The following is a 19,908-nucleotide window of genomic DNA, read 5'->3' on the forward strand; positions in this document are numbered from 1 at the left end:
ACCTCCCGCTCCCGCGGCGCTTGCGCTATAATGAGGTTAATTATCGCTGTCATGCAGCCACAGAAGGAGAACCGCCGCCATGAGGCAGCCGCCGCGGAGAGCCGAGCTGGAACCGCAAGCCTGTAACCGCCTGATCGAGACATGCGTCAATGCGCTGCCCTATGAAGCATGCGGCGTATTAAGCGGCTCCTGCCACGGAGAGTTGCTTCGCATTTCCGGCGTCCATCCGATTCGAAACGCATCGCCGATTCCCGCGAAGGCCTTTGCCTTCGATCCGGCCGACTGGATCCGCGTGCTGTACGGCATGCAAAAAAACCGGCAATCGCTTGTCGGTTTCTTCCATTCCCATCCCGCTTCGCCTCCCGTGCCGAGCCCGGCCGACCGCGACGGTCTCCCGCCGGTTGACGGCGGCACCTCGTACTGGATCGTCGCTCCCCGGCATTCGGAGCTTGGAGCGGCGCTGCAGCCATATTGGCTGCAGGACGGGACGTTCCATCCGTTAATGCTTGCTCAAATAAGCGTATAAGTCCCCCAATGTCACCACATTCCGCTCCAGCATCCGCTTCAGATAATGAAGCCAAAGCCTGGCCGTCATCACCGCATCCTCGAGCGCATGATGACGCTGCCCGATCACGATGCCGGACTGCTCCAGCAGGTCATCCAAATGATAGCTGGCGCGCCCCGAATCCAGCCACTTGGCGACCATTATCGTATCCAGCACGCGATGCGTCAGGTTCACCTTCGACGTACGCCAGAGCGCGCTGTTCAGAAACTGCTTGTCATGCCCGCTGGCATGCGCGATGAGCAGCCTTTTCCCGACGAATGCCATAAAATCGTGCAGCACCTGCATCAGCTCGGGCGCGTCCCGCACCATCTCGTTCGTAATGCCGGTCAGCTCCGAAATCGGCCTCGGCACGCTGCGCTTCGGATTGACCAGACTGTAGAACGTCCGCTCTTCCAGCAGCTGCCCGCCTTTCAGCATAACCGCGCCGAACGAAATGATTTCGTCCCCGTTGGCCGGATAGAAGCCGGTCGTCTCCAGATCGAACACGACGACTTCCATTTCGGACAGCGGCTGGTCCATGATGGAATCTTTGCGTTGTTCCTTGGATATCGAGCGAATGAACGCCATCTGCTGCGCGTTCTGCACCCCCCTCATCGATGCCAGCGCCGGCGTGATGCCGCCCATTTTGTACAAATGCCACATCCGGCCTACGCCTTTCCGTTCGTTCATGTTCTTCCCCTCCGGATGAGCTTGCGCTTATATCCGGCCCAGCGCCCGTCTCCGAACCCGTTTCTGCAGCTTCTTCGCGACGCGAAGGCCGGTCTTCAGTTCCTCGATCAGTTCCTTGGTCATGCGGGCATGGGGGAGCTTGCCGTTGTTGGCATAGAAGCCGTCGTCCAGCTTGACGGTCGTCATCAAGCGCAGCCGCAGGAACAACGCGAATACCTCGGCATAGCGCGCGCCTTCCGTTTCATCGACAATCCCCAAGTCCGTCAGCGCTCGCAAGCGCGCAAGCGTGGACGTCCGGCGGATGCCCGCTTGGATGGCTAGCAGACGAACCGCGTTCACCATCGGAATATACGCGCCGTACTTCAGGTCGAGACTGCCCGAATCCTCGCCGTAACGCTCTTTGAACAGCTGGCCGAATACGCCGACGAGCACTTTGTGGCGCATCGTATTATGCAGCATATTCGCGGCGATCCGTTCATGGTCTTGCATATTTGCGAAGAAACAGTCTTGCAGCGTTTCGGCAAGCGCCGGCGCGCCCGCTGCCATGCGGCAGTCCGCCACGATCAGCAGGTATCTGACCCGCTCCCAGTCCGGATCCCGGAACCACTGCTCCAATTGCGCCTTCCATTGCGATTCCGAACGGCACCAGAGCGGATTGGCGCTGACGACCTCGCCCTCGCACGGCGGATAGCCAAGCTGTTGAAGCAGACAAACCGCCGTTTGCGCGAATCGCGCGAAGTACAGCGCGGTCGATTCCGCCTGCGCCGGATCAGCCGGGTCCGCATAGATCAACCCGCTGTCTTGATCGCTCGCGAAGGTCTGTTCCGCCCTGCCCCCGCTGCCGAACAGCAGATACGCATACGGCACGGGCGGAGAACCGAACCCCGACCGCGCCAGCTGCTCTTCCGAGAGGGCGACCGCGCGTCTGATGATGGCGTCGTGCATCGTGTTCAGATCCGTATAGAAGTGATCGATGCGCTGTTCGGCGAGCAGAGCTTCCAGACGCGAGTGAATATGGTCCCGCAAGCCGCGCAGCGAATGCGCGTCGCCGCAAGCGCCGATGCGCGCAAGCAGCTGCCCAAGAACCGGGTCGCTCATGCAGTGCTCACCTCATTATCAGGATAGTGGGTCCGAAACCGGCGGCGCCGTGCATAAGCGGCGCCGCAAGCTTCATCCCTATGAACGATATCGGAATCTATGCCGCAGTTTCCTTAGCCATGCATGGGGACTACATGTTTTGTTGAGCTTTCTTCATTTGTTCCGGGTAACCGAACGTGCCGTGCTCCGAGAGGTCAAGGCCGATGATCTCTTGCTCCTCCGTAACGCGAAGACCCATGACCGCTTTCATGATGCCGAGCAGCAGGAAGGAGGCGACCAGCGTATAGCCGCCGCAGACGACGACCGATTCCAATTGCACCCACAGCTGATGCCAGCTCCCCGTATCGATCAGACCGCCGACGCCGACGTTCAGTTTCTTCGCCAGCGCGTCGGTCGCGAAGATCCCGTTCGCAAGCGTCCCCCAGATGCCGGCCGCGCCATGCACCGACAGCGCGTAGATCGGATCGTCGACCTTGATTTTCTCGAAGAACTTGACGCTGAAGAAGACGAGGACGCCTGCGACGAGACCGATTACGACCGCCGCCCAAGGATCGACGAATGCGCAAGTCGCGGTGATGGCGACCAGACCGGCAAGCGCGCCGTTCAGCGTCGTCGTGATATCCGCTTTGCCGTTGACGAGCCAGGAGATCAACAATGCGGATACCGCGCCGCCCGCTGCGCCAAGCTGCGTATTGAACGCGACATAACCGAAGAATCCATCCCCTACGCTCAGCGCGCTGCCGGCGTTAAAGCCGAACCAGCCCACCCACAGAATCAGGACCGACAAGGCGCCAAACACTTGGTTGTGACCGAGAATTTCGTTCGCGGAGCCGTCTTTATTGAAGCGGCCGATCCGCGGTTTCAAGAGCACCGTCGCGGCGAAGGCCGCAATCGCGCCCGTCAAGTGAACGACGGTAGAGCCGGCGTAGTCCTGCGCGCCTTTCGTGAACAGCCAGCCGGAGGAGCTCCAGATCCAGTGCGCGATGACCGGATAGATGAGCGCGGTGAACAATACGGTGAAGACGAGATAGGCGGAGAGCTTGGCGCGTTCCGCGAAGCCGCCCCATGCAATGGAGAGCGACACTGCCGCGAAGGCCAGCTGGAAGACGAAGAATATCGTCGTCGGCAGCGAATCGCCGTCTCCCGCGGCTACGGCCGGCGAGAAGAATTGACCGCCCCACCCGATGACGCGGCTGATGGTGTTCTCGGCATTGTCGGCACCGAATGCGAAGGCATAGCCGATGGCCCAGTAAACCAAGGTACAGAGACCCAGCGTGAAAATCGTTTTCCCTGCAATATGGCCCGCATTCTTCATGCGCGTCGACCCGGACTCCAGCAGGATGAAACCGCCTTGCATCAAGATGACCAGAATGGCCGCAACGAGCACCCAAATCGAGTTGAGCCCCATGTTCAGCACGGCTGCGTCGGAATCATCCGCGAATGCCAATGCCGGGAATAACAACGATAAGGCTCCTAATGACAAAAGCAACTTCTTAACCATACGACCACTCCCTAATGTAATGTTTACTAACATATTACGAAAGACTTAATGTCATTATAGTCAGATCTTCCCGATTTGACAATAATGAGTTTGCCGTTTTGAGAAAAAAATCTAACGTTCGTCTCTTAAAACCAGCATAATGTTAAGTAATTTAACAATTAATCGGCTTGGTTTTCTGTTTTTCCGAACTCATACTTCGTGTTTTTCGCCAGCTAGTGCCCCTGCAGCGCCATCCGCGTCCGGCATCTCATTAGATTCTAGTGCTCCACCGCAACTAATGTCAGGTTTTATATACACGCAATATTGTGCATTTATTGTCAAAGCATAACGTTTGACTGTATGGTTCAGGATTTGTATCATAGTTATATAGGGTACTTATCTTTTTGGTACATACCATGCTTTATAAGGAAAGAGGTGTTCTCAATGTCTGATCAATGCCTATATCGGATCGGCGAATTATCCAAAGCGGCAGGCGTAAGTCCCCGCACAATCGACTTTTATACCTCCATCGGCCTAATCGAGCCCGAACGCCGCTCAGCCAAAAATTATCGTTTATACAGCGATGAAACCTTATCGCGTCTCAAACGTATCGTACAATTGAAGCAAGAAAAATTTTCGCTGGATGAGATCAAAGCAAGCTTGGCGGGCTGGAAGAAGGTTTCCTCGCAGGAGGAAGTGTCCGGACAGTTCATCGAGCTGGAGATCCATCTGGAGAAGCTGCAGCGCGAAGTGATGGCCATCGAGCCGGTTATTAGCCAATTGAAGCCTGGGCAGGCTAAACAAGTATTCAAACGGTTGATCCCGCAGACGGCCGCTTGCGTCGAGGCCTTAATGCTGCTGCTGAACAAAGGCGGATTCATGTAGCATTCCATTTAAACGGAGGGAACCTGTATGTTTTTTCACCCGATGGACTTCTTGATCATCATCGCTTTCGCGCTGTCGGTCTGGGCGCAATTCAGAGTCAAAGGCACATTCAATCGCTGGTCGGGCGTGCCGACGGCGAGCGGAATTACCGGCTATCAGGCCGCGCGGATGATGCTCGACCGGAACGGACTTCACGATATCCCGGTCGAGCCGGTACCGGGTACGCTCTCCGACCATTACGACCCGATCCACCGCGTCGTCAGACTTTCGGAGCATGTGTACTACGAGAACTCGATTTCCGCCGTCTCCGTCGCCTGCCACGAGGTCGGACACGCAATCCAGCATAAAGTGCACTATCCGATGCTTGCGCTCCGCCACCGCATCTTCCCGGTCGTTAATTTCGCGTCGGGCGCGGCGCCGTTTCTGCTGATCGCCGGCTTTCTGTTCAATCTCTCCGGTCTCGTCGGTCTCGGCATTATCTTCTTCTCCTGCGCCGTCGCTTTCCAGCTCGTCACGCTTCCGGTCGAATTCAACGCAAGCAGCCGCGCGCGCGACTTGATGGTTGCCGAAGGCTTCATCACGAACGACGAAGAGCGAGGAGTCGCCAAAGTATTGAACGCCGCCGCGCTGACCTATGTCGCCGCCGCGCTGATCTCGCTGCTTGAATTGATCAAGTACATTCTTATTTTCACCCAGCAGCAGCGCGATTAACGAACGATCATAATTCCCGCAAGAGCAAGGGGCGAGCAGCTATAGCTGCTCGCCCCTTCGTTTCATTCCTTCCGATAGACCGGCCTTCCGGTGATCGTCGCATAATCGAACGTCGACAGTCGATTGACCTCTACGGTTCAGCGATTGGCCTGACAAGCGCGAAGACCGGCCCACATAGGACCGGTCTTCGTGCAGTTATGCATGCGCCCATGCGCCGTTATACTTACGTACGGAAACGGCTAAGCGTCTCCTTGAGCCCTGTCGATACCGTCTCCAGCTTATCCGACAACCGGACAAGCCCTTCGCTGATGTTCGTCTGCTCGTTGCTGAGCGACGCGACTTCCTGCGACGTCGCGGAGGATTCCTCGGCTACCGCGCTGACGTTGCCCATCGCTTCGGACAATACGACCTGCGAACGTTCCAGCGTACCGATCGAGGTTGTCACCGAGCCCAGGCGGCCGACGAACTCGCCCATTTGGCCTTGCACCGTCAAGAAAATTTGATTCGCTTCTTTAACGGACTGGATCTGCTCCTGGAAGATCGGATACGCGTTCGACAGCACGTTGACCGTCTCGTCGATTTCCTTCTGGATCGCCTCCGTGATTTGACCGACGACATCGATGGACTGACGGGATTGATCGGCAAGCTTGCGAATCTCGTCCGCGACGACCATGAAGCCTTTGCCGGCCGTACCGGCACGCGCCGCTTCGATCGTGGCGTTCAGCGACAGAATGTTCGTCTGCTTCGTGATATTGTTCAAGACATCCAAAATTTTGCGAATCGAACCGGTCGATTCCTTCAGCTTGTCGACCTTCTCGACCATGGAACGGGTCATTTCTTCGGTCAAGCCGGTCTTCTCGATAAGCGTGCCCATATATACCGTACCTTGCTGGCTTGCCTTCTCCATTTCGGATGCCGCAACGCCCATCTCCTGGTTCGCGCTGGTCACCTGCTGCATCTGCTGGCCAATCTCGCTCGTCAAGTCGCTGCCTTTCTCCGCTTCGACCGCGAGGCTTGTAGCGCCATTGGCAATCTCTTCGGTAGCGACGGCAATTTCTTTGGCGGAGATCGCCGTTTTCTTCGAGGCGTCGGACAATTCTCCCGCCGTGACGAGCACGTCCTGCGCCGACTGGTTCGTCTGCGTCACAAGCACGGTTATTTGCGCCATCATCTGGTTGAAGCTTTGCGCCAATTGACCGATTTCGTCCTTCTTGTTGAGCGTCGAGCGAACCGTCAAATTGCCACGCTCGCCTTCGTTCATCAGGTTCCGCAGACGGACGAGCGGAATCGCGACCATGCGAATCACGAGCAAGCCGATCCCGATGGCCAGCAAGGCCGCAATGCCGGCCATAATGTACGTGGCATTGCGAATTTGCTTCGCGTCTTTGACAAGCTCCTTCACCGGAACGGTGCCGAGCATATTCCAGCCCGTGGTTTCGAATTTATTGTACATCGCCAGCACTTCGTCTCCGTCCGAGTCGGAGGTCGTCATGGAGCCCGCGGATTTCTTCAGCTGCTCTTCCGAAATCGCAATCGGCGACGGCTGGCCGAGCTGCGCTTCGTCGGAGCTGTAGATAACGTTGTTCTTCGCGTCCAGAATCAACGCTTCGCTGCCCTCTCCCAGCTTCAAGTCATCCAATTGATTTCCGATTTCGTGCAGTTTGATTTCAACGAGCATAATGAAGTTGCCCTCGTTGTTAACCGTGTTCTTCATGACGCGGCCCATCGCGAACGTCGGCTCGGTGCCTTTGTCGCTGTAGCCTTTCGCCTTGGAAGGGAGCCACACCAGACGGCCTTGTCCATCGACGACGCTTTGGAACCAATCGGCTTTGCTCGCGTCTTCCGAGGTGATGTTCGTGCTGCCAATCGTCACGGCATTCGATTTGCCGTTGATCGGCAGGATTGCCGCGCCGACGATCGTCTGGTTGCCGAGAATGTACGACTGGATCGTGTCGCTCAGCTTCTTCATCAAGTCGAACTTGTCGTAATCGTCCGTCGCCTTATGGTACGCGATCAGCATATCCTGGACGTTCTTGTCCAGCAGAATCTGCATGGAAAGAGCCTCGTAGTTCTTGAACATTAACTCCAGCTTACCGTTCGACTGGGCAAGCGCCACGGAGCTGGACTCCGCAACCTTGTCCTTGATGATGCTCTTCGAGGTCGAGTAGGAGAACAGGCCGACGCCAAGCACGCATATCAAGATCGCGCAAAAAATAATCAAGAACAGCATGAGTCCCACGGACTTGATCGGGTTCGTCAGCTTGACGTTCCTAATGCCTTTGACGGAGCTTTCATAAATGGATTTCATGTTACTGTTCGACTTGCCTTCGTTCGATAATTTCTTCGCGTTATCCTTCTTCAACTTGTTCTTCATCGCTTGACACCACCTGATTGTGTAATAGATTCCTGTTTTCGGAATTCGGCTGATTGCGGTACGTGTCGGTAGCCTATGTACGAAGTCGCAGCACCAGTTCCATCGTTCCTTATTCGACGCAATATCCAATTTATCGGAATGCGGAAATCGTTTTATTAGCCTATGGAAGAAAAATTTTAACAAAAAAAACATCCTGCCGAATGATCGACAAGGATGTTTCTAGGTCTATTGCATTATCGAATGCGTTTGCGCATCATGTCCATCGGCTTAACCGGGGCATTCACGCGCATGACGATATGCTGCAGCGGATGTCTCGCGGCATCGAGCGCATTGCCGTCCGTATCGGCGAGATCGCCGACCGTCTGTTTGAAGAACGTACCGTGCGGGCCGAAGAACTCGATTTCCTGGCCGGGTTTGAAATGGTTGCGCTGCTGGATGACGGCCGTGCCCGCGGCTTCATCGTACGAGAGCACGACGCCGGCAAAATCATAAGGCGCCGCTTTGTCTTCCGGCTGGTAAATATGATCTTCCGCGCCCGGAGTATCGTAGAAGAACCCCGTGTTGAGCGGCCGGTTGGCGGCTTTCCGAATATCGTCGAGCCATACCTGCTTCAGCTCGTAATGCTCCGGATCGGCCATGTACGAATCGATCGCCTGGCGATACGCATTGACGACCGTCGCCACGTAGTGAAGGCTCTTCATGCGCCCTTCGATCTTGAAGCTGTCGACGCCGACTTCGATCAAATCCGGGATATGCTCCAGCATGCATAGGTCTTTGGAGCCCATCGTGAACTGATCGGCGTCCATGCCGACCATCTGCAGATCGTCTTCGTAGATGTCGTATTTCCATCTGCAGGACTGGCAGCAGCCGCCCCGGTTGGAATCGCGGTCCGTAAAGTGGTTGGACAGCACGCAGCGTCCGGAGAACGACGAACACATGGCGCCGTGGATGAACGCCTCGATCTCGATATCGACATGCGCCTTGATTTCCGCGATCTCTTCGAGGCTCGCTTCGCGCGCCAGAACGACGCGCGGCAGTCCCTCGTCCTTCCAGAATTTCACGGCTTGCCAGTTCAACGTCGACTGCTGCGTGCTCAGGTGCACTTCGAGCTTCGGCGCAACGCGCTGCGCGGTTTCGATAATGATCGGGTCGGCCGCGATAATGGCGGCGATGCCTGCCCGTTCAAGCTCTTGCAGATAGGTTTCCAAGCCGTCGATGTCTTCGTTATGGGCGTATATATTCGTAGCGACGAACACCTTGGCGCCGTAGCGCGCGGCGAATTCGACGCCTTCCTTCATTTCTTCGAAACTGAAATTGTCGGCGTTCGAGCGAAGTCCGTACTTCTGTCCGCCGATATAGACCGCGTCCGCACCGTAATGAACGGCGAATTTCAATTTCTCCAGGTTGCCTGCCGGAGCAAGCAGTTCCGGCTTATCCAACCGGTTTCGTTTGCCCTTCAATCGAGGGGCGGATTGCGTTGTCACCATTCTCACCTCCAAAACATACATGGGCAGCTCGCAGGCCCGGGCAGCCGCACGTACGCAGACCCGGGCGGCGAACGAAGCTCGCGGCCGAGGTCAGCATAGCCGACGGCCAGGGCAACTTATGCAATTGATCTGCCCTTAATACACTTGTTCTTTATAGAAAAACCCATAGGACAGCTCCCGGCCCGGATCCTGCAGCGCTTGGATGGATTCGAGCCACGCTTCGTTGAACGCATAGCCTTCCGGGTCCGCCATGTACGCGTCGATCGCCGCGCGATACGCGCGCACGACGGTTTCGTTGTATGTTATCGATTTTAGCAGGCCTTCAATCCGAAAGCTATCGATATTAACTTCCATCAGCTCATGCAGGTTCTCAAGCATGCACAGATCGTCGGAGCTCATGATATGGGTTCCGTTCGCGTCTTCATAGATCGGGAATCGCTCGCCCGGACGCTCCGCCTCCACGAGGTACAAGCCGTCCTCGCGCTTGCCGTGCACCGGCACGTTCTCCTCGGCGCCATCCTTGTTCTGATGGACGAAATAATTGTGCACGAGCGGACGCTTGGAATGATATATATTCGTCATGCCGTGCACCTGCACTTGAACGGCAAGCGGCGTGTTCTGTTTCACGCCGATGATCTGGTCCATGTTCAATTCCCGCGCGAGCACGACCCTGGAAGCGCCGCGGCGTCCCCAGTAATTGGCCGTCGCGTAATTCGTCGACGTCATCTCGGCGTTCCAGTGCAGCTTCATATCCGGCGCGGCCTCGCGCGCCGCCATAAGCACGGCGGGATCGCCGAATACGACCGCATCGACGCCGGCATCGGCCAGCGCCCGAAGATATTCCGGGAGCGTGTCGACCGTTGCATTATCCATCATGTTGTTGACCGCTGCGTAGACGGAAACGCGATGCGCGTGAGCCAGCTTGACGGCCGCCGCGATTCCGGCGATGTCGAAATCCCCGGGAAGCCGCATGCCGTAACGCGCTTCGCCAATAACGAACGCATCCGCGCCCGCTTCAATTAGCCGCTCCATGTCGGCGAGAGAAGCTGCATCGATGAGCAGCTCCGGCTTTGTTGCCATTTGCAAATCCTCCTAAACGTTACTTGAACGAAGCCTGCGGCCGGTTCGCGTGCCAAGACAGCAAACCGGCTTCGCATGCATCATCTATGGCGTCGCCATTTGATTGCTCTTCGCGATGTTCTGATTATGCTGCTTGAGCGTTTCCGCGAACAAATGCTTCTGACTGCCGTCTTTCTTCGTGACGTAGTAATAATAATCCGTCTTGGCCGGGAACAGCGCCGCTTCGATCGACTTCAAGCTCGGCGAAGCGATCGGCCCCGGCGGAAGACCCTTGATCTTGTACGTGTTGTACGGACTATCGACCTGCAGGTCCGCTTCCATCAGATGCTCCTTCTGCTTGTCGAGCAAATACTGCACGGTCGCGTCGATTTGCAGCGGCATCCCCTTCTTCAGCCGGTTATAAATAATCCCGGCAACGATCGGCCGCTCCTCGTCGACGACGACTTCCCGCTCGACTAACGAGGCGATCGTCAGCATTTGATGGAAATTAACGCCGTTCTCGGCAAGCGCATCATCCCAATTCTCCGGCAGGCTGTCCAGCTTGCGGTCCGTCTCCTGCAGCATCCGGTCGATGATCGCCTCCGGCTTGCTGTCCTTGGGCAGCTCGTACGTCTCGGGGAACATATAGCCTTCCAGCCGATGACGCAGCTTGCCGTCCTTCGGCACGTTCTTCGCGGCATCCGCATCCGGCCACGCCTGATCCTTGTCGGCGGCCGCAATGAAGCCCGCTTTGTCGTCGTATCCGGCCTCGGCCAGCTTGTCCGCGATTTGCTCCACCGTGAACCCTTCCGGAATCGTGAAGCGAATCGTCTCCGCCGGCAGAATTTCGCCGGCGTTCAATTTGTCGATAATCTCCTGCTTGTTCATGCCCGGATGAAGCTCGTAGACGCCGGCTTGGAATCGCGGCCCTTCGTTCTTGTAGCGCAAATAATATTTGAACAGGAACGCATTGCGAATGATGCCATGGTCTTCAAGCACCTCCGCGAACGCCAGGGGCGAAGAGCCTTTCTTCAGCTCGACCTGCACCGTATCGCCTGAGGATGTCGGCCGAAGTCCGTTCCAAATATACAGATAAGTGCCGCCTACGATGAGGATCATCAGGCTTAAGAGCGATGTTATGACCCAGAACGTAATTCGCGCTTTTGACGGCCCGACTGGGCGCATGTCTTCGTTTGCCGGCCAGTCGTTATCCGGCCGGTGCTTTGATGGACTCAAGCAACGATCCCCCGTTTCTATTGTCAGCGCGGAAAAGGGGCGGTCAGCGCCGCCCCCATCCGTTCGTTTCTATTTGACGATCAGGCATCGCCATTAAGGCTGGTCGTCGCCTTCGAACATCAGATCGTCGTAAGCTTCCGCGACGTCTTCCCATTCCTCGTCATCCTCGATGGACTCCAGCTCCGGCTCGGAACCGTCGTTCATGACGATGCGGAAGAACGCGATTTCGTCTTCCTTCTGCATGCTTTGCGATTGCAAGCCTGCATAGGCGCGGTCGCCCAGCTGAAACTCGGCAACGATTTGAAACGGTTCCGTCTCGCCCGCATCGCCGATCAAGTCAACTTCCGTCCCGTAAATAGGGCTCAGCACGGAAATCCGTTTTACTTCGGACAAGATACAGATCTCCTTTCAACGAACGCCGGCCGGCGGCAGCCACATCCGAAGCTCCTGCTCCGATGCGAGCCGATCCGATTAGTCGTTGTCGTCAATTTCCGCAAGCAGCGTATTAAAGGTCTCTTCGACCATATTCCATTCTTCTTCGTCTTCGATCGTGTACAGCTTCAGATCGTCGCCGTCTTCCTCGTAGCGGAACGCGTACACCTCATCCGCTTCTTCGTCCTGCTCGTCTTCGGCATCGACATTCAGCGGAACGACCATCATATATTTCTGATCGGAGCCGTCAACCTCGAACTTCATGACTACCTCGAACTCTTCCTCGTTGCCTTCTTCATCCGGAATATAGATGATTTCCGGCTCTTCGTTCTGCATGTTGTCGTTTGCCATCGTAACCCTCACCTTTTCGTTTTAGAATCGAGATAATTTTGCAAAATGAGCGTCGCCGCCATTTTGTCCACCACTAACTTTCGCTTCTTTCGGCTGACATCCGCTTCAATCAGCGTTCGTTCTGCGGCAACGGTCGTCAGCCGTTCGTCCCAAAGGTGTACGGGTACATTTAGCTTTTGCTGTAAATGTTGAGCGAATGCGATGCAAATTTCGCCACGCGGACCGATGGTGCCATTCATGTTCTTCGGTAATCCGACAACGATCTCCGATACTTCATGTTCCTGCATGAGCTTCGCGATGTCCTCGTCCTCGCTGTTATCGCGGCGCTTCGCGACAACGCCGACGCCCTGCGCGGTCCAGCCGAATGCATCACTGACGGCAACGCCGATCCTGCGGTCGCCGTAATCCAAACCCATTAGACGCATGCGACGGGAACCTCATTTCTTCCTGTAGTCGATCATGATTTGCTGTGCTGGCTTAGGTATGAGCGCACCAGCTCTTCAATCAATTCATCGCGCTCTTTCCTGCGAATCAAGCTGCGCGCATTGTTATGCCGCGGAATGTAAGCAGGATCTCCGGACAACAAATAACCGACAATTTGATTGATGGGATTGTAATCCTTCTCAAGCAGCGCATCGTAGACGGAGAGCATGATTTCCTTCGAAGAGGCTTCCCCTTCGGCTTTCACGTCGAATTTCATTGTCTTGTCCATTGAATTCATCGCCAGCACCTCACTTTCCAAGTCGCTTGACAGCCAATTTATGTCTCTATCATATCACATTTGACTGCGCAAGAACCAGTTCTTCGGCAATTTGCAGCGCCTGCGCCAGTTTGGACGGATCCTTGCCGCCGGCTTGCGCCATATCCGGACGTCCGCCGCCGCCGCCGCCGCAAGCCGCTGCTGCCTCTTTCACGATCTTGCCGGCATGGAAGCCTTGCTTGACGAGATCCGGCGATACAGCCGCGACCAGATTGACTTTGTCCTCGGCAACGGCGCCAAGCACGATCACCGAGCTGGTCAGCTTCGTCTTCAGCTCATCCGCGATGCCGCGCAGCGCATCCATCGAAGGCGCGCTGACTTGGGCCGCGAGCAGGGTTACGCCGCCGACCGTCTTCGTCTGCGATTCCAGCGAGCCCGCTTCGATGCGGCTCAGCTTGCTTTGCAGCGATTCGTTGTCGCGGGTCAGCTCCTTCGCTTGCGCGTTCAACCCTTCGATCCGCTTCGGCACGTCGTTCAGGCTGCTCTTCAGCAGCGCGGCCGCTTGCTTCAGCAGGTCCAGCTGCCCTTCCATGTACAGGTAAGCGTGACGGCCGGTCAGTGCCTCGATCCGGCGGACGCCGGAACCGATGCCGCTCTCGCTGACGAGCTTGAACAAGCCGATTTGGGACGTGTTCGTCACGTGGCAGCCGCCGCACAGCTCAAGGCTGTAGCTGCCTACGCGCACGACGCGCACGACGTCGCCGTATTTCTCGCCGAACAGCGCCATGGCGCCCATCGCTTTCGCTTCGGCCAGCGATTTGTAGTCGATCTGCAGCGTCGTGCCGAGCCAGATCTGCTCGTTGACGCGGCGCTCGATGTCAGCCAGCTCTTCCGGGCTGATGCTGCCGAAATGCGAGAAGTCGAAGCGCAGGCGATCCGGCTCGACCAGGGAGCCCGCCTGGTTGACATGCTCGCCGAGCACGTCTTTCAGCGCGCGGTGCAGCAAGTGCGTCGCCGTATGGTTCTTGATCGTATCCTCGCGCGTCTGCGTCGTGACGACCGCTTGCACGGTATCGCCCGTCTTGACGGTGCCGCGCCCGACGACGGCGTGATGAACCGGCTGGCCATGCGGCGCTTTCGTAACGTTCCCGACGCTCAGCGCGAAGCCTTCGCCGCTGATCGTGCCGCTGTCGCCGACCTGCCCGCCGCTTTCGGCGTAGAAGGACGTGCGGTCCAGTATGACCAGAACCTCGGCGCCTTCGCCGGCTCCATCGACAAGCGCATCGCCGTCGACAATCGCAATAACCTTGGCCCCCTCGACAGCGAGCTCCTCATAGCCGACGAATTCCGACTTCGCCGTGAAATCCGCCAGCGGTCCGCCCTGCACGTTCATGCCGCCAGTATCCTGACGCGCTGCGCGGGCGCGGGTGCGCTGCTCTTCCATCGCCGCGTCGAAGCCTTCGCGGTCGACCGTCATGCCATGCTCGGCGGCATAATCTTCCGTCAAGTCGAACGGGAAACCGTACGTATCGTACAGCTTGAACGCGTCCGGTCCGCTGATCCGCGCGCCGCCATCGGCTTTCGCCGTCTTCACCAGCTCGCCGAGCAAGGACAGGCCGTCCGACAGCGTCTCGTGGAAACGCTCTTCTTCCGTACGCATCACTTTCTCGATGAATTCGCGCTTCTCGACGATTTCCGAGTAGTAGGCGCCCATGATTTCGCCGACGATCGCCACGAGCTCGAACAGGAACGGACGGTCGACGCCGAGCGACTTGCCGTAACGAACCGCGCGGCGAAGCAATCGGCGGATCACGTAGCCGCGGCCTTCGTTCGACGGCATGACGCCGTCGCCGATGGCGAACGCTACCGTACGGACATGATCGGCAATGACTTTCAGCGCGATGTCGTGCTCCGGATTGGTATGGTAGGTTACGCCGGCGACTTCGCAAGTGCGGTCGATGATCGGACGGAACAGATCCGTGTCGAAGTTGGAATCGACGTTCTGCAGAATCGACGTGAACCGCTCGAGGCCCGCGCCCGTATCGATATTTTTGTTCGGCAGCGGGGTATAGCTGCCGTCTTTATTATGATTATATTGCGAAAAGACGAGGTTCCATACTTCGAGAAACCGTTCATTTTCGCCGCCCGGCCAGCATTCCGGGTCGTTCAGGTCGCCGAATGCGTCGCCGCGGTCGTAGAAAATTTCCGTGCAAGGGCCGCAAGGGCCTTCGCCGATATCCCAGAAGTTCTCTTCCAGCTTGTAAATCCGCTCGGCCGGCAAGCCGATTTTCTCGTTCCAGTAGCGGAACGCTTCTTCGTCTTCCGGGTAAACCGTGACGGACAGACGCTCCGGATCGAATCCGATCCATTGCGGGCTCGTCAGAAACTCCCATGCCCACGTGATGACTTCTTCCTTGAAATAGTCGCCGATCGAGAAGTTGCCCAGCATTTCGAACATCGTATGATGGCGGCGCGTCTTGCCGACGTTCTCGATATCGTTCGTCCGAATGCACTTCTGCGAGTTCGCGATGCGCGGATTGTCCGGAATGACGCGGCCGTCGAAATACGGCTTCAGCGGCGCCATGCCTGCGTTGATCCAGAGCAGGGATGGATCGTTATGCGGCACGAGCGAAGCGCTCGGCTCGATCTTATGGCCTTTGCTCTCGAAAAAAGCGAGCCATTTGGAACGAATTTCACTTGCTTTCATGTCCAATCTACCTCCACAATGTCGATAAAATAAAAAAACGCCCCCATCTAACAGGGACGAATCGTTCGCGGTACCACCCTGGTTATTGCCCGGCAGCGTAACGCGCGCTTGCAAGCGGCCGCATTCAGCCCGGACAATCTCCTTCAGCAGACGGTAACGGGTCCAACCGGCGAAGTTCGTTCGCACTCCGAAACCAGCTTTCGCTCATCCTTCGCCCTTAGAATTCTTTCAGCCGACGCGTTATCGTTCGCGGAATGGTTGTTGTACACACAAACCAATCCGCTGACGGAATGCTGTATGTCCAATCTCGCGATTGTACACACAAACCAATCCGCTGACGCGAAGAAATTCTTTCTCTGTTGGCGGTCTATGAACTACTTCGGTTTCCTCAACGTATTCAGGTATGCAATTCACCTAGATAAAGATAGAATATCAGCAATCCGTATTCGCTGTCAAATCGTCTTCCTGCGAACGTAGTAGGCGAAAATATGCTGCACGATTACCTTCAGCGCCGCGAAGATCGGCACCGCGAGAATCATGCCGACGATGCCTGCCAATTCGCCGCCGACCAGCAGCGCGAAAATAATCGACAGCGGATGCATATGCAGCGTGCGACCGACCACCTGCGGCGAAATGATGTTGCCCTCGAGGATCTGACAGAGGGTATTGACGATGACGACCATCAGCATCATTTTGATCGAGACGGTCGATGCCATGACGAGCGCCGGCGCGGCGCCGAAGAACGGGCCCAGGTACGGAATGATGTTCGTGACGGCGACGACGCTCGCCAGCAGCAGCGCATACGGCATGCCGATAATCAGATAGCCGATGTAGGCGAGCGTGCCGACGATGACGCATACGAGGAATTGGCCGCGGATGTAACTGCCCAGCGCGTTGTCGATGTCCTTCAGCAGCCGCACGGCATGCTTGCGGTGCGGCTTCGGGACATAGGTGAGCAACGTCCGTTCGAAGACCTCGAAATCCTTCAAGATGTAGAACGCGAGGAACGGAATAATGAACGCGATGAAGACGACGTTCAGCATCTCGCCGATGTTGTTGATGAAGCTGAAGATGGCGTCCGAGCCCTGTTTCTCCAGCTTGTACAGCGATTTATTGATGCCCGAGCGGATGCTCTCCGGCAGAAACGACGAATTGTTCAAGTCGTCCACGATGTTCTGCGCCTTCATCGACAAATCCGGCATATGGCGGTTCAGCTCCTGCAGCTGCTCCATGAACATCGGGATGGCATTCATCAGGATGACCGTGAGCGCCGCGCAGAAGACGGCGTAGATGAGCAGCACGGCCATTGTCCGAGGCACCCGCCGCTCGTTCAGCAGGCTGACGATCGGATTGAGCACGTAGGAGATAATCATCGCGATCAGGAACGGCGCGAGCACCGCCCGCAGGAAGACGTAGATATGGATGAATATCGGCTTCAGCAGCAGCAGGAGATACAGGGCGACCAGTCCCAGAATGAGATAGACGAGCCATCTGAATATGCGATTGTTCGTGAACCGTTCCACCTCGATGCCCCCTTCGATCGACTTGCCGAAGCGCTCTACTGCCATGCGTGTTCGATAAGACCGGCATTATTACAGTATATGTACAAGTTGCCGGAATCATCCCGCAATCTGCCGAAAGGGAGCCGGTTCTCCGGCGCAAGGAACGGACAAATAAAAAAACGGCCTATAAATTAGGCCGTTTCCCTAAAAACGCAGCTGAACGCTGCACGCTAGTTCGCATGAACCTGCGGCATTTCGTCTTCAAAGAACAAATCGTCCAGCGAGCTGAGCGTGCCGTCTTCTTCAACCTGATAGACCGACATTTTCTCGCCGTTCACCGTTAATTCGATGAAGCATCCCCAACAGTAATACTGGTGCGATCCGATTTTTCCGATATCCTTTGAACTGCAATTCGGGCATTTCATAGCTCATTTCTCCCTAATATCCGTCTCAGAAACAACGACCGGCGAGAGGAATTCCTCGCTTCCGGCCGGTACTATAATTACATCGTTGCCTAGCATGACTTCGTCGGCTTGCGGCGGAGCTGGCAGCCACTTACGGCCTTCCATGATATCCGCTATGAAACCATCCGTCAACTCGTAGCCTATTATTTGTGTACCCTGTATTTCGCCAAAATAAACATCCGAAACGCGTCCAAGTTGTTCGCCGTGCGCGGTAACGACGGGCAAATCCTTCAAACGAACGGTTCCCGTCAGGAACGAACGCTGAATTTCCGTTTGTTTCGTTCGCTGCACCGAGGCTTCGTTCATGATGAGAACCGAGTCCTCTCCGCAGACCAGAACCTCGCTCCACACAACGGCTTTCATCGAAGTCAGGAACCGCCGTCCGGCGTCCAGAATAATGCCGCCGAGCTGCCAGTGTTCATCGAACCATGCGTCCTTCACATACCCGACATGCTTACCGGCGTTCATTTCAATGACAGGCAGTCCAATCAGATGCTGTAGTCGCAACACAGTCTGGTAAAGCCTCCTAGGCAGTAGTACGAATGCGGCCCATAAAGGTTTCAATTTTTTTTGCCGCCGCTTCGAGTTCCTCCGTAGTATTTCTCAAACCGAAGCTAAATCGTACGGCGGATGCCTGACGTTCCTGCGAGACGCCCATTGCCCGCAGCACATGCGATGGCTCAAGCGCGCCTGCGGTGCAGGCGGAACCGCCGGATGCCGCGATACCGGCAATGTCCAGATTCATCAGCATCGTCTCCGTGCTGATCCCGAGGAAGCTGAGATTGACGATGTGCGGAGCATATGCTTCGTCATGACCGTTCACGACGACCCGGTCCGCGCCGGCGATTGCTTTCATCCGTTCTATCCATGTATAACGAAGCTTGTCCAACAAAAGTTTCCGTTCCGCCATCTCGTTCACACAACGTTCAAACGCTGCGGCGAAACCGGCGATGCCGGCAATGTTCTCGGTGCCCGGCCTCCGCTTCCGTTCCTGGGATCCCCCGTGAAGCAGCGGTTCGATCGCGACGCCCTTGCGGACGAATAGCGCGCCCACGCCCTGCGGCCCGTTGATCTTATGGGCGGAGAAGCTCATCAGATCGACCGGCAGCGTCCGCAGGTCGATCGGCAGCTTGCCAAGCGCCTGCACGGCATCGACGTGACAAACAACGCCGCTAGACCGGGCGAGCTCACCGATTGCCGCAATCGGTTGAATCGTGCCGGTCTCGTTGTTGACATACATAACGCTGATCAGCGCCGTATCGTCCGCGATCGCTTCCGCGACATCCGGAAGCGCCACGATCCCCTGCTCGTTCACCGGCAGCACGGTCAGACGAAACCCTTCGCGCTCCAGCGACTCGCAGGCATGCAGTACCGCGTGATGCTCGGTCGCGGCCGTAATGATATGGGATTTGCCGCGTTTGCGGGCGGCTCTCGCCGCACCGATAAGCGCTTCGTTATCGCTCTCCGTGCCGCCGCTCGTAAACACAAGCTCGGCCGGCGCGCAGCCGATGCCGCCGGCGATCAGATCGCGCGCGCGGTTCAGCAGCTGCCTTGCCGCGCGTCCGTTGCCATGAATGCTGGACGGGTTGCCTACGATTCCGGCGTAGACGTCCATCATCGCCGCCGCCGCATCGGGATGCATCGGCGACGATGCCGCGTGATCGTAATAAATGCGTTCCATTATGCCATCATCCTTAAATATAGAACATGTAAGAGTCTTGCTGAACCTCTTCCTTGTACGCCACGAGGTCGGCAAGCGTCGTCGAATCCAGTACGTCCGCGATGCTGTTGCGGATGCGGAGCCACAGGTTCCGCTTGGCCGGATCGTCCTCTTCCGTGAAGTCGACCGGCGAGATCGGGCCTTCCAGAATGCGAATAACGTCGCCGGACGTAATATTCTGCGGTTCCTTGGACAGAATGTAACCGCCGTACGCGCCGCGGATGCTCTTCACGAGTCCCGCGTTCCGCAGCGGCGCGATCAGCTGCTCCAAGTAATGCTCCGATAGCTGGTTGCGTTCCGCGATGCTCTTGAGCGATGTCGGGCCTTCGCCGAATTTGGCTGCCAGCTCCATCATGATCGTAAGGCCGTAACGGCCTTTCGTAGAAATTTTCATATCGTGCACCTCTTCTCCGACGAAACAAAATCTTATTTATAAGGTTGCTTCCGTAATCGATTACAATTCATGGT

Annotated in this window: 20 protein-coding genes; 3 read left to right on the top strand and 17 right to left on the bottom strand. The window is 56.7% G+C overall.

Going from position 1 to position 19,908, the window contains the following annotated elements:
* The first annotated feature begins 79 nt into the window (after positions 1–79).
* Positions 80–526, top strand: a complete 447-nt coding sequence (locus GXP70_RS19865; protein ID WP_162358445.1) for a Mov34/MPN/PAD-1 family protein — start codon at positions 80–82, stop codon at positions 524–526.
* On the opposite strand, the gene GXP70_RS19870 is transcribed toward GXP70_RS19865, so the two are convergent.
* The 3 genes from GXP70_RS19870 to GXP70_RS19880 form a co-directional block, all read right to left on the bottom strand.
* Positions 500–1,234 carry an exonuclease domain-containing protein gene (locus tag GXP70_RS19870; RefSeq protein ID WP_162358446.1) on the bottom strand — a complete coding sequence of 245 codons (735 nt, stop codon included), beginning with the start codon at positions 1,232–1,234 and terminating at the stop codon, positions 500–502. The two genes, GXP70_RS19865 and GXP70_RS19870, sit on opposite strands and share 27 nt — an antisense overlap.
* 27 nt (positions 1,235–1,261) lie before the next feature.
* Positions 1,262–2,332 carry a DUF294 nucleotidyltransferase-like domain-containing protein gene (locus GXP70_RS19875; protein WP_162358447.1) on the bottom strand — a complete coding sequence of 357 codons (1,071 nt, stop codon included), beginning with the start codon at positions 2,330–2,332 and terminating at the stop codon, positions 1,262–1,264.
* A 130-nt stretch (positions 2,333–2,462) separates the two neighbouring features.
* Positions 2,463–3,833 (bottom strand): ammonium transporter, encoded by a 1,371-nt coding sequence (locus GXP70_RS19880; RefSeq protein WP_162358448.1) that lies wholly within the window; start codon positions 3,831–3,833, stop codon positions 2,463–2,465.
* A 423-nt stretch (positions 3,834–4,256) separates the two neighbouring features.
* On the opposite strand from GXP70_RS19880, the gene GXP70_RS19885 reads away from it, so the two are divergent.
* Positions 4,257–4,697, top strand: a complete 441-nt coding sequence (locus tag GXP70_RS19885) for a MerR family transcriptional regulator (protein ID WP_162358449.1) — start codon at positions 4,257–4,259, stop codon at positions 4,695–4,697.
* Positions 4,698–4,724: 27 nt separating this feature from the next.
* Positions 4,725–5,408, top strand: coding sequence for a zinc metallopeptidase (locus tag GXP70_RS19890; RefSeq protein ID WP_162358450.1), 684 nt, complete (start codon positions 4,725–4,727; stop codon positions 5,406–5,408).
* Between the two features lie 223 nt (positions 5,409–5,631).
* Here the strand turns inward: GXP70_RS19890 and GXP70_RS19895 are convergent, their stop codons facing one another.
* The 14 genes from GXP70_RS19895 to cymR form a co-directional block, all read right to left on the bottom strand.
* Entirely contained in the window at positions 5,632–7,782 is a 2,151-nt protein-coding gene (locus tag GXP70_RS19895; protein WP_225442486.1) for a methyl-accepting chemotaxis protein, read from the bottom strand.
* 233 nt (positions 7,783–8,015) lie between these two features.
* Positions 8,016–9,269, bottom strand: coding sequence for a peptidase U32 family protein (locus GXP70_RS19900; protein WP_192043374.1), 1,254 nt, complete (start codon positions 9,267–9,269; stop codon positions 8,016–8,018).
* Between the two features lie 135 nt (positions 9,270–9,404).
* Entirely contained in the window at positions 9,405–10,349 is a 945-nt protein-coding gene (locus tag GXP70_RS19905; RefSeq protein ID WP_162358451.1) for a peptidase U32 family protein, read from the bottom strand.
* Between the two features lie 84 nt (positions 10,350–10,433).
* A complete protein-coding gene (gene mltG, locus GXP70_RS19910; RefSeq protein ID WP_225442487.1) occupies positions 10,434–11,564 on the bottom strand; it encodes an endolytic transglycosylase MltG in 1,131 nt (376 codons plus the stop codon).
* 93 nt (positions 11,565–11,657) lie between these two features.
* Positions 11,658–11,957, bottom strand: coding sequence for a DUF1292 domain-containing protein (locus tag GXP70_RS19915; RefSeq protein WP_225442488.1), 300 nt, complete (start codon positions 11,955–11,957; stop codon positions 11,658–11,660).
* A gap of 78 nt (positions 11,958–12,035) precedes the next feature.
* Positions 12,036–12,347, bottom strand: a complete 312-nt coding sequence (locus tag GXP70_RS19920) for a DUF1292 domain-containing protein (RefSeq protein ID WP_162358452.1) — start codon at positions 12,345–12,347, stop codon at positions 12,036–12,038.
* 8 nt (positions 12,348–12,355) lie between these two features.
* Positions 12,356–12,772 (bottom strand): Holliday junction resolvase RuvX, encoded by a 417-nt coding sequence (gene ruvX, locus GXP70_RS19925; protein WP_162358453.1) that lies wholly within the window; start codon positions 12,770–12,772, stop codon positions 12,356–12,358.
* A gap of 32 nt (positions 12,773–12,804) precedes the next feature.
* The gene (locus GXP70_RS19930; RefSeq protein ID WP_162360572.1) at positions 12,805–13,068 is read right to left on the bottom strand and encodes an IreB family regulatory phosphoprotein; all 264 of its coding nucleotides are present in this window, start codon (positions 13,066–13,068) and stop codon (positions 12,805–12,807) included.
* Between the two features lie 49 nt (positions 13,069–13,117).
* Positions 13,118–15,754, bottom strand: a complete 2,637-nt coding sequence (gene alaS, locus GXP70_RS19935) for an alanine--tRNA ligase (protein WP_162358454.1) — start codon at positions 15,752–15,754, stop codon at positions 13,118–13,120.
* A gap of 452 nt (positions 15,755–16,206) precedes the next feature.
* Positions 16,207–17,277 carry an AI-2E family transporter gene (locus GXP70_RS19940; protein ID WP_162360573.1) on the bottom strand — a complete coding sequence of 357 codons (1,071 nt, stop codon included), beginning with the start codon at positions 17,275–17,277 and terminating at the stop codon, positions 16,207–16,209.
* A 209-nt stretch (positions 17,278–17,486) separates the two neighbouring features.
* Positions 17,487–17,681, bottom strand: coding sequence for a hypothetical protein (locus GXP70_RS19945; protein ID WP_090641631.1), 195 nt, complete (start codon positions 17,679–17,681; stop codon positions 17,487–17,489).
* Between the two features lie 3 nt (positions 17,682–17,684).
* Positions 17,685–18,230 (bottom strand): PRC-barrel domain-containing protein, encoded by a 546-nt coding sequence (locus GXP70_RS19950; RefSeq protein ID WP_162358455.1) that lies wholly within the window; start codon positions 18,228–18,230, stop codon positions 17,685–17,687.
* Between the two features lie 16 nt (positions 18,231–18,246).
* A complete protein-coding gene (locus tag GXP70_RS19955) occupies positions 18,247–19,401 on the bottom strand; it encodes a cysteine desulfurase family protein (protein ID WP_162358456.1) in 1,155 nt (384 codons plus the stop codon).
* A gap of 13 nt (positions 19,402–19,414) precedes the next feature.
* Positions 19,415–19,834 carry a cysteine metabolism transcriptional regulator CymR gene (cymR, locus tag GXP70_RS19960; protein WP_162358457.1) on the bottom strand — a complete coding sequence of 140 codons (420 nt, stop codon included), beginning with the start codon at positions 19,832–19,834 and terminating at the stop codon, positions 19,415–19,417.
* Between the last annotated feature and the right edge of the window lie 74 nt (positions 19,835–19,908).

It is taken from the genome of Paenibacillus lycopersici, assembly GCF_010119935.1.
Taxonomy (GTDB): domain Bacteria; phylum Bacillota; class Bacilli; order Paenibacillales; family Paenibacillaceae; genus Paenibacillus_Z; species Paenibacillus_Z lycopersici.

Bases quoted from the DNA above. Each gene is read 5' to 3' on its own strand.
- ruvX (WP_162358453.1), bottom strand. From the start codon at position 12,772: ATGCGTCTAATGGGTTTGGATTACGGCGACCGCAGGATCGGCGTTGCC.
- GXP70_RS19900 (WP_192043374.1), bottom strand. From the start codon at position 9,269: ATGGTGACAACGCAATCCGCCCCTCGATTGAAGGGCAAACGAAACCGG.
- GXP70_RS19930 (WP_162360572.1), bottom strand. From the start codon at position 13,068: ATGAATTCAATGGACAAGACAATGAAATTCGACGTGAAAGCCGAAGGG.
- GXP70_RS19920 (WP_162358452.1), bottom strand. From the start codon at position 12,347: ATGGCAAACGACAACATGCAGAACGAAGAGCCGGAAATCATCTATATT.
- GXP70_RS19880 (WP_162358448.1), bottom strand. From the start codon at position 3,833: ATGGTTAAGAAGTTGCTTTTGTCATTAGGAGCCTTATCGTTGTTATTC.
- GXP70_RS19895 (WP_225442486.1), bottom strand. From the start codon at position 7,782: ATGAAGAACAAGTTGAAGAAGGATAACGCGAAGAAATTATCGAACGAA.
- GXP70_RS19890 (WP_162358450.1), top strand. From the start codon at position 4,725: ATGTTTTTTCACCCGATGGACTTCTTGATCATCATCGCTTTCGCGCTG.
- alaS (WP_162358454.1), bottom strand. From the start codon at position 15,754: ATGAAAGCAAGTGAAATTCGTTCCAAATGGCTCGCTTTTTTCGAGAGC.
- GXP70_RS19870 (WP_162358446.1), bottom strand. From the start codon at position 1,234: ATGAACGAACGGAAAGGCGTAGGCCGGATGTGGCATTTGTACAAAATG.
- GXP70_RS19865 (WP_162358445.1), top strand. From the start codon at position 80: ATGAGGCAGCCGCCGCGGAGAGCCGAGCTGGAACCGCAAGCCTGTAAC.
- GXP70_RS19885 (WP_162358449.1), top strand. From the start codon at position 4,257: ATGTCTGATCAATGCCTATATCGGATCGGCGAATTATCCAAAGCGGCA.
- GXP70_RS19905 (WP_162358451.1), bottom strand. From the start codon at position 10,349: ATGGCAACAAAGCCGGAGCTGCTCATCGATGCAGCTTCTCTCGCCGAC.
- cymR (WP_162358457.1), bottom strand. From the start codon at position 19,834: ATGAAAATTTCTACGAAAGGCCGTTACGGCCTTACGATCATGATGGAG.
- GXP70_RS19955 (WP_162358456.1), bottom strand. From the start codon at position 19,401: ATGGAACGCATTTATTACGATCACGCGGCATCGTCGCCGATGCATCCC.
- GXP70_RS19945 (WP_090641631.1), bottom strand. From the start codon at position 17,681: ATGAAATGCCCGAATTGCAGTTCAAAGGATATCGGAAAAATCGGATCG.
- GXP70_RS19875 (WP_162358447.1), bottom strand. From the start codon at position 2,332: ATGAGCGACCCGGTTCTTGGGCAGCTGCTTGCGCGCATCGGCGCTTGC.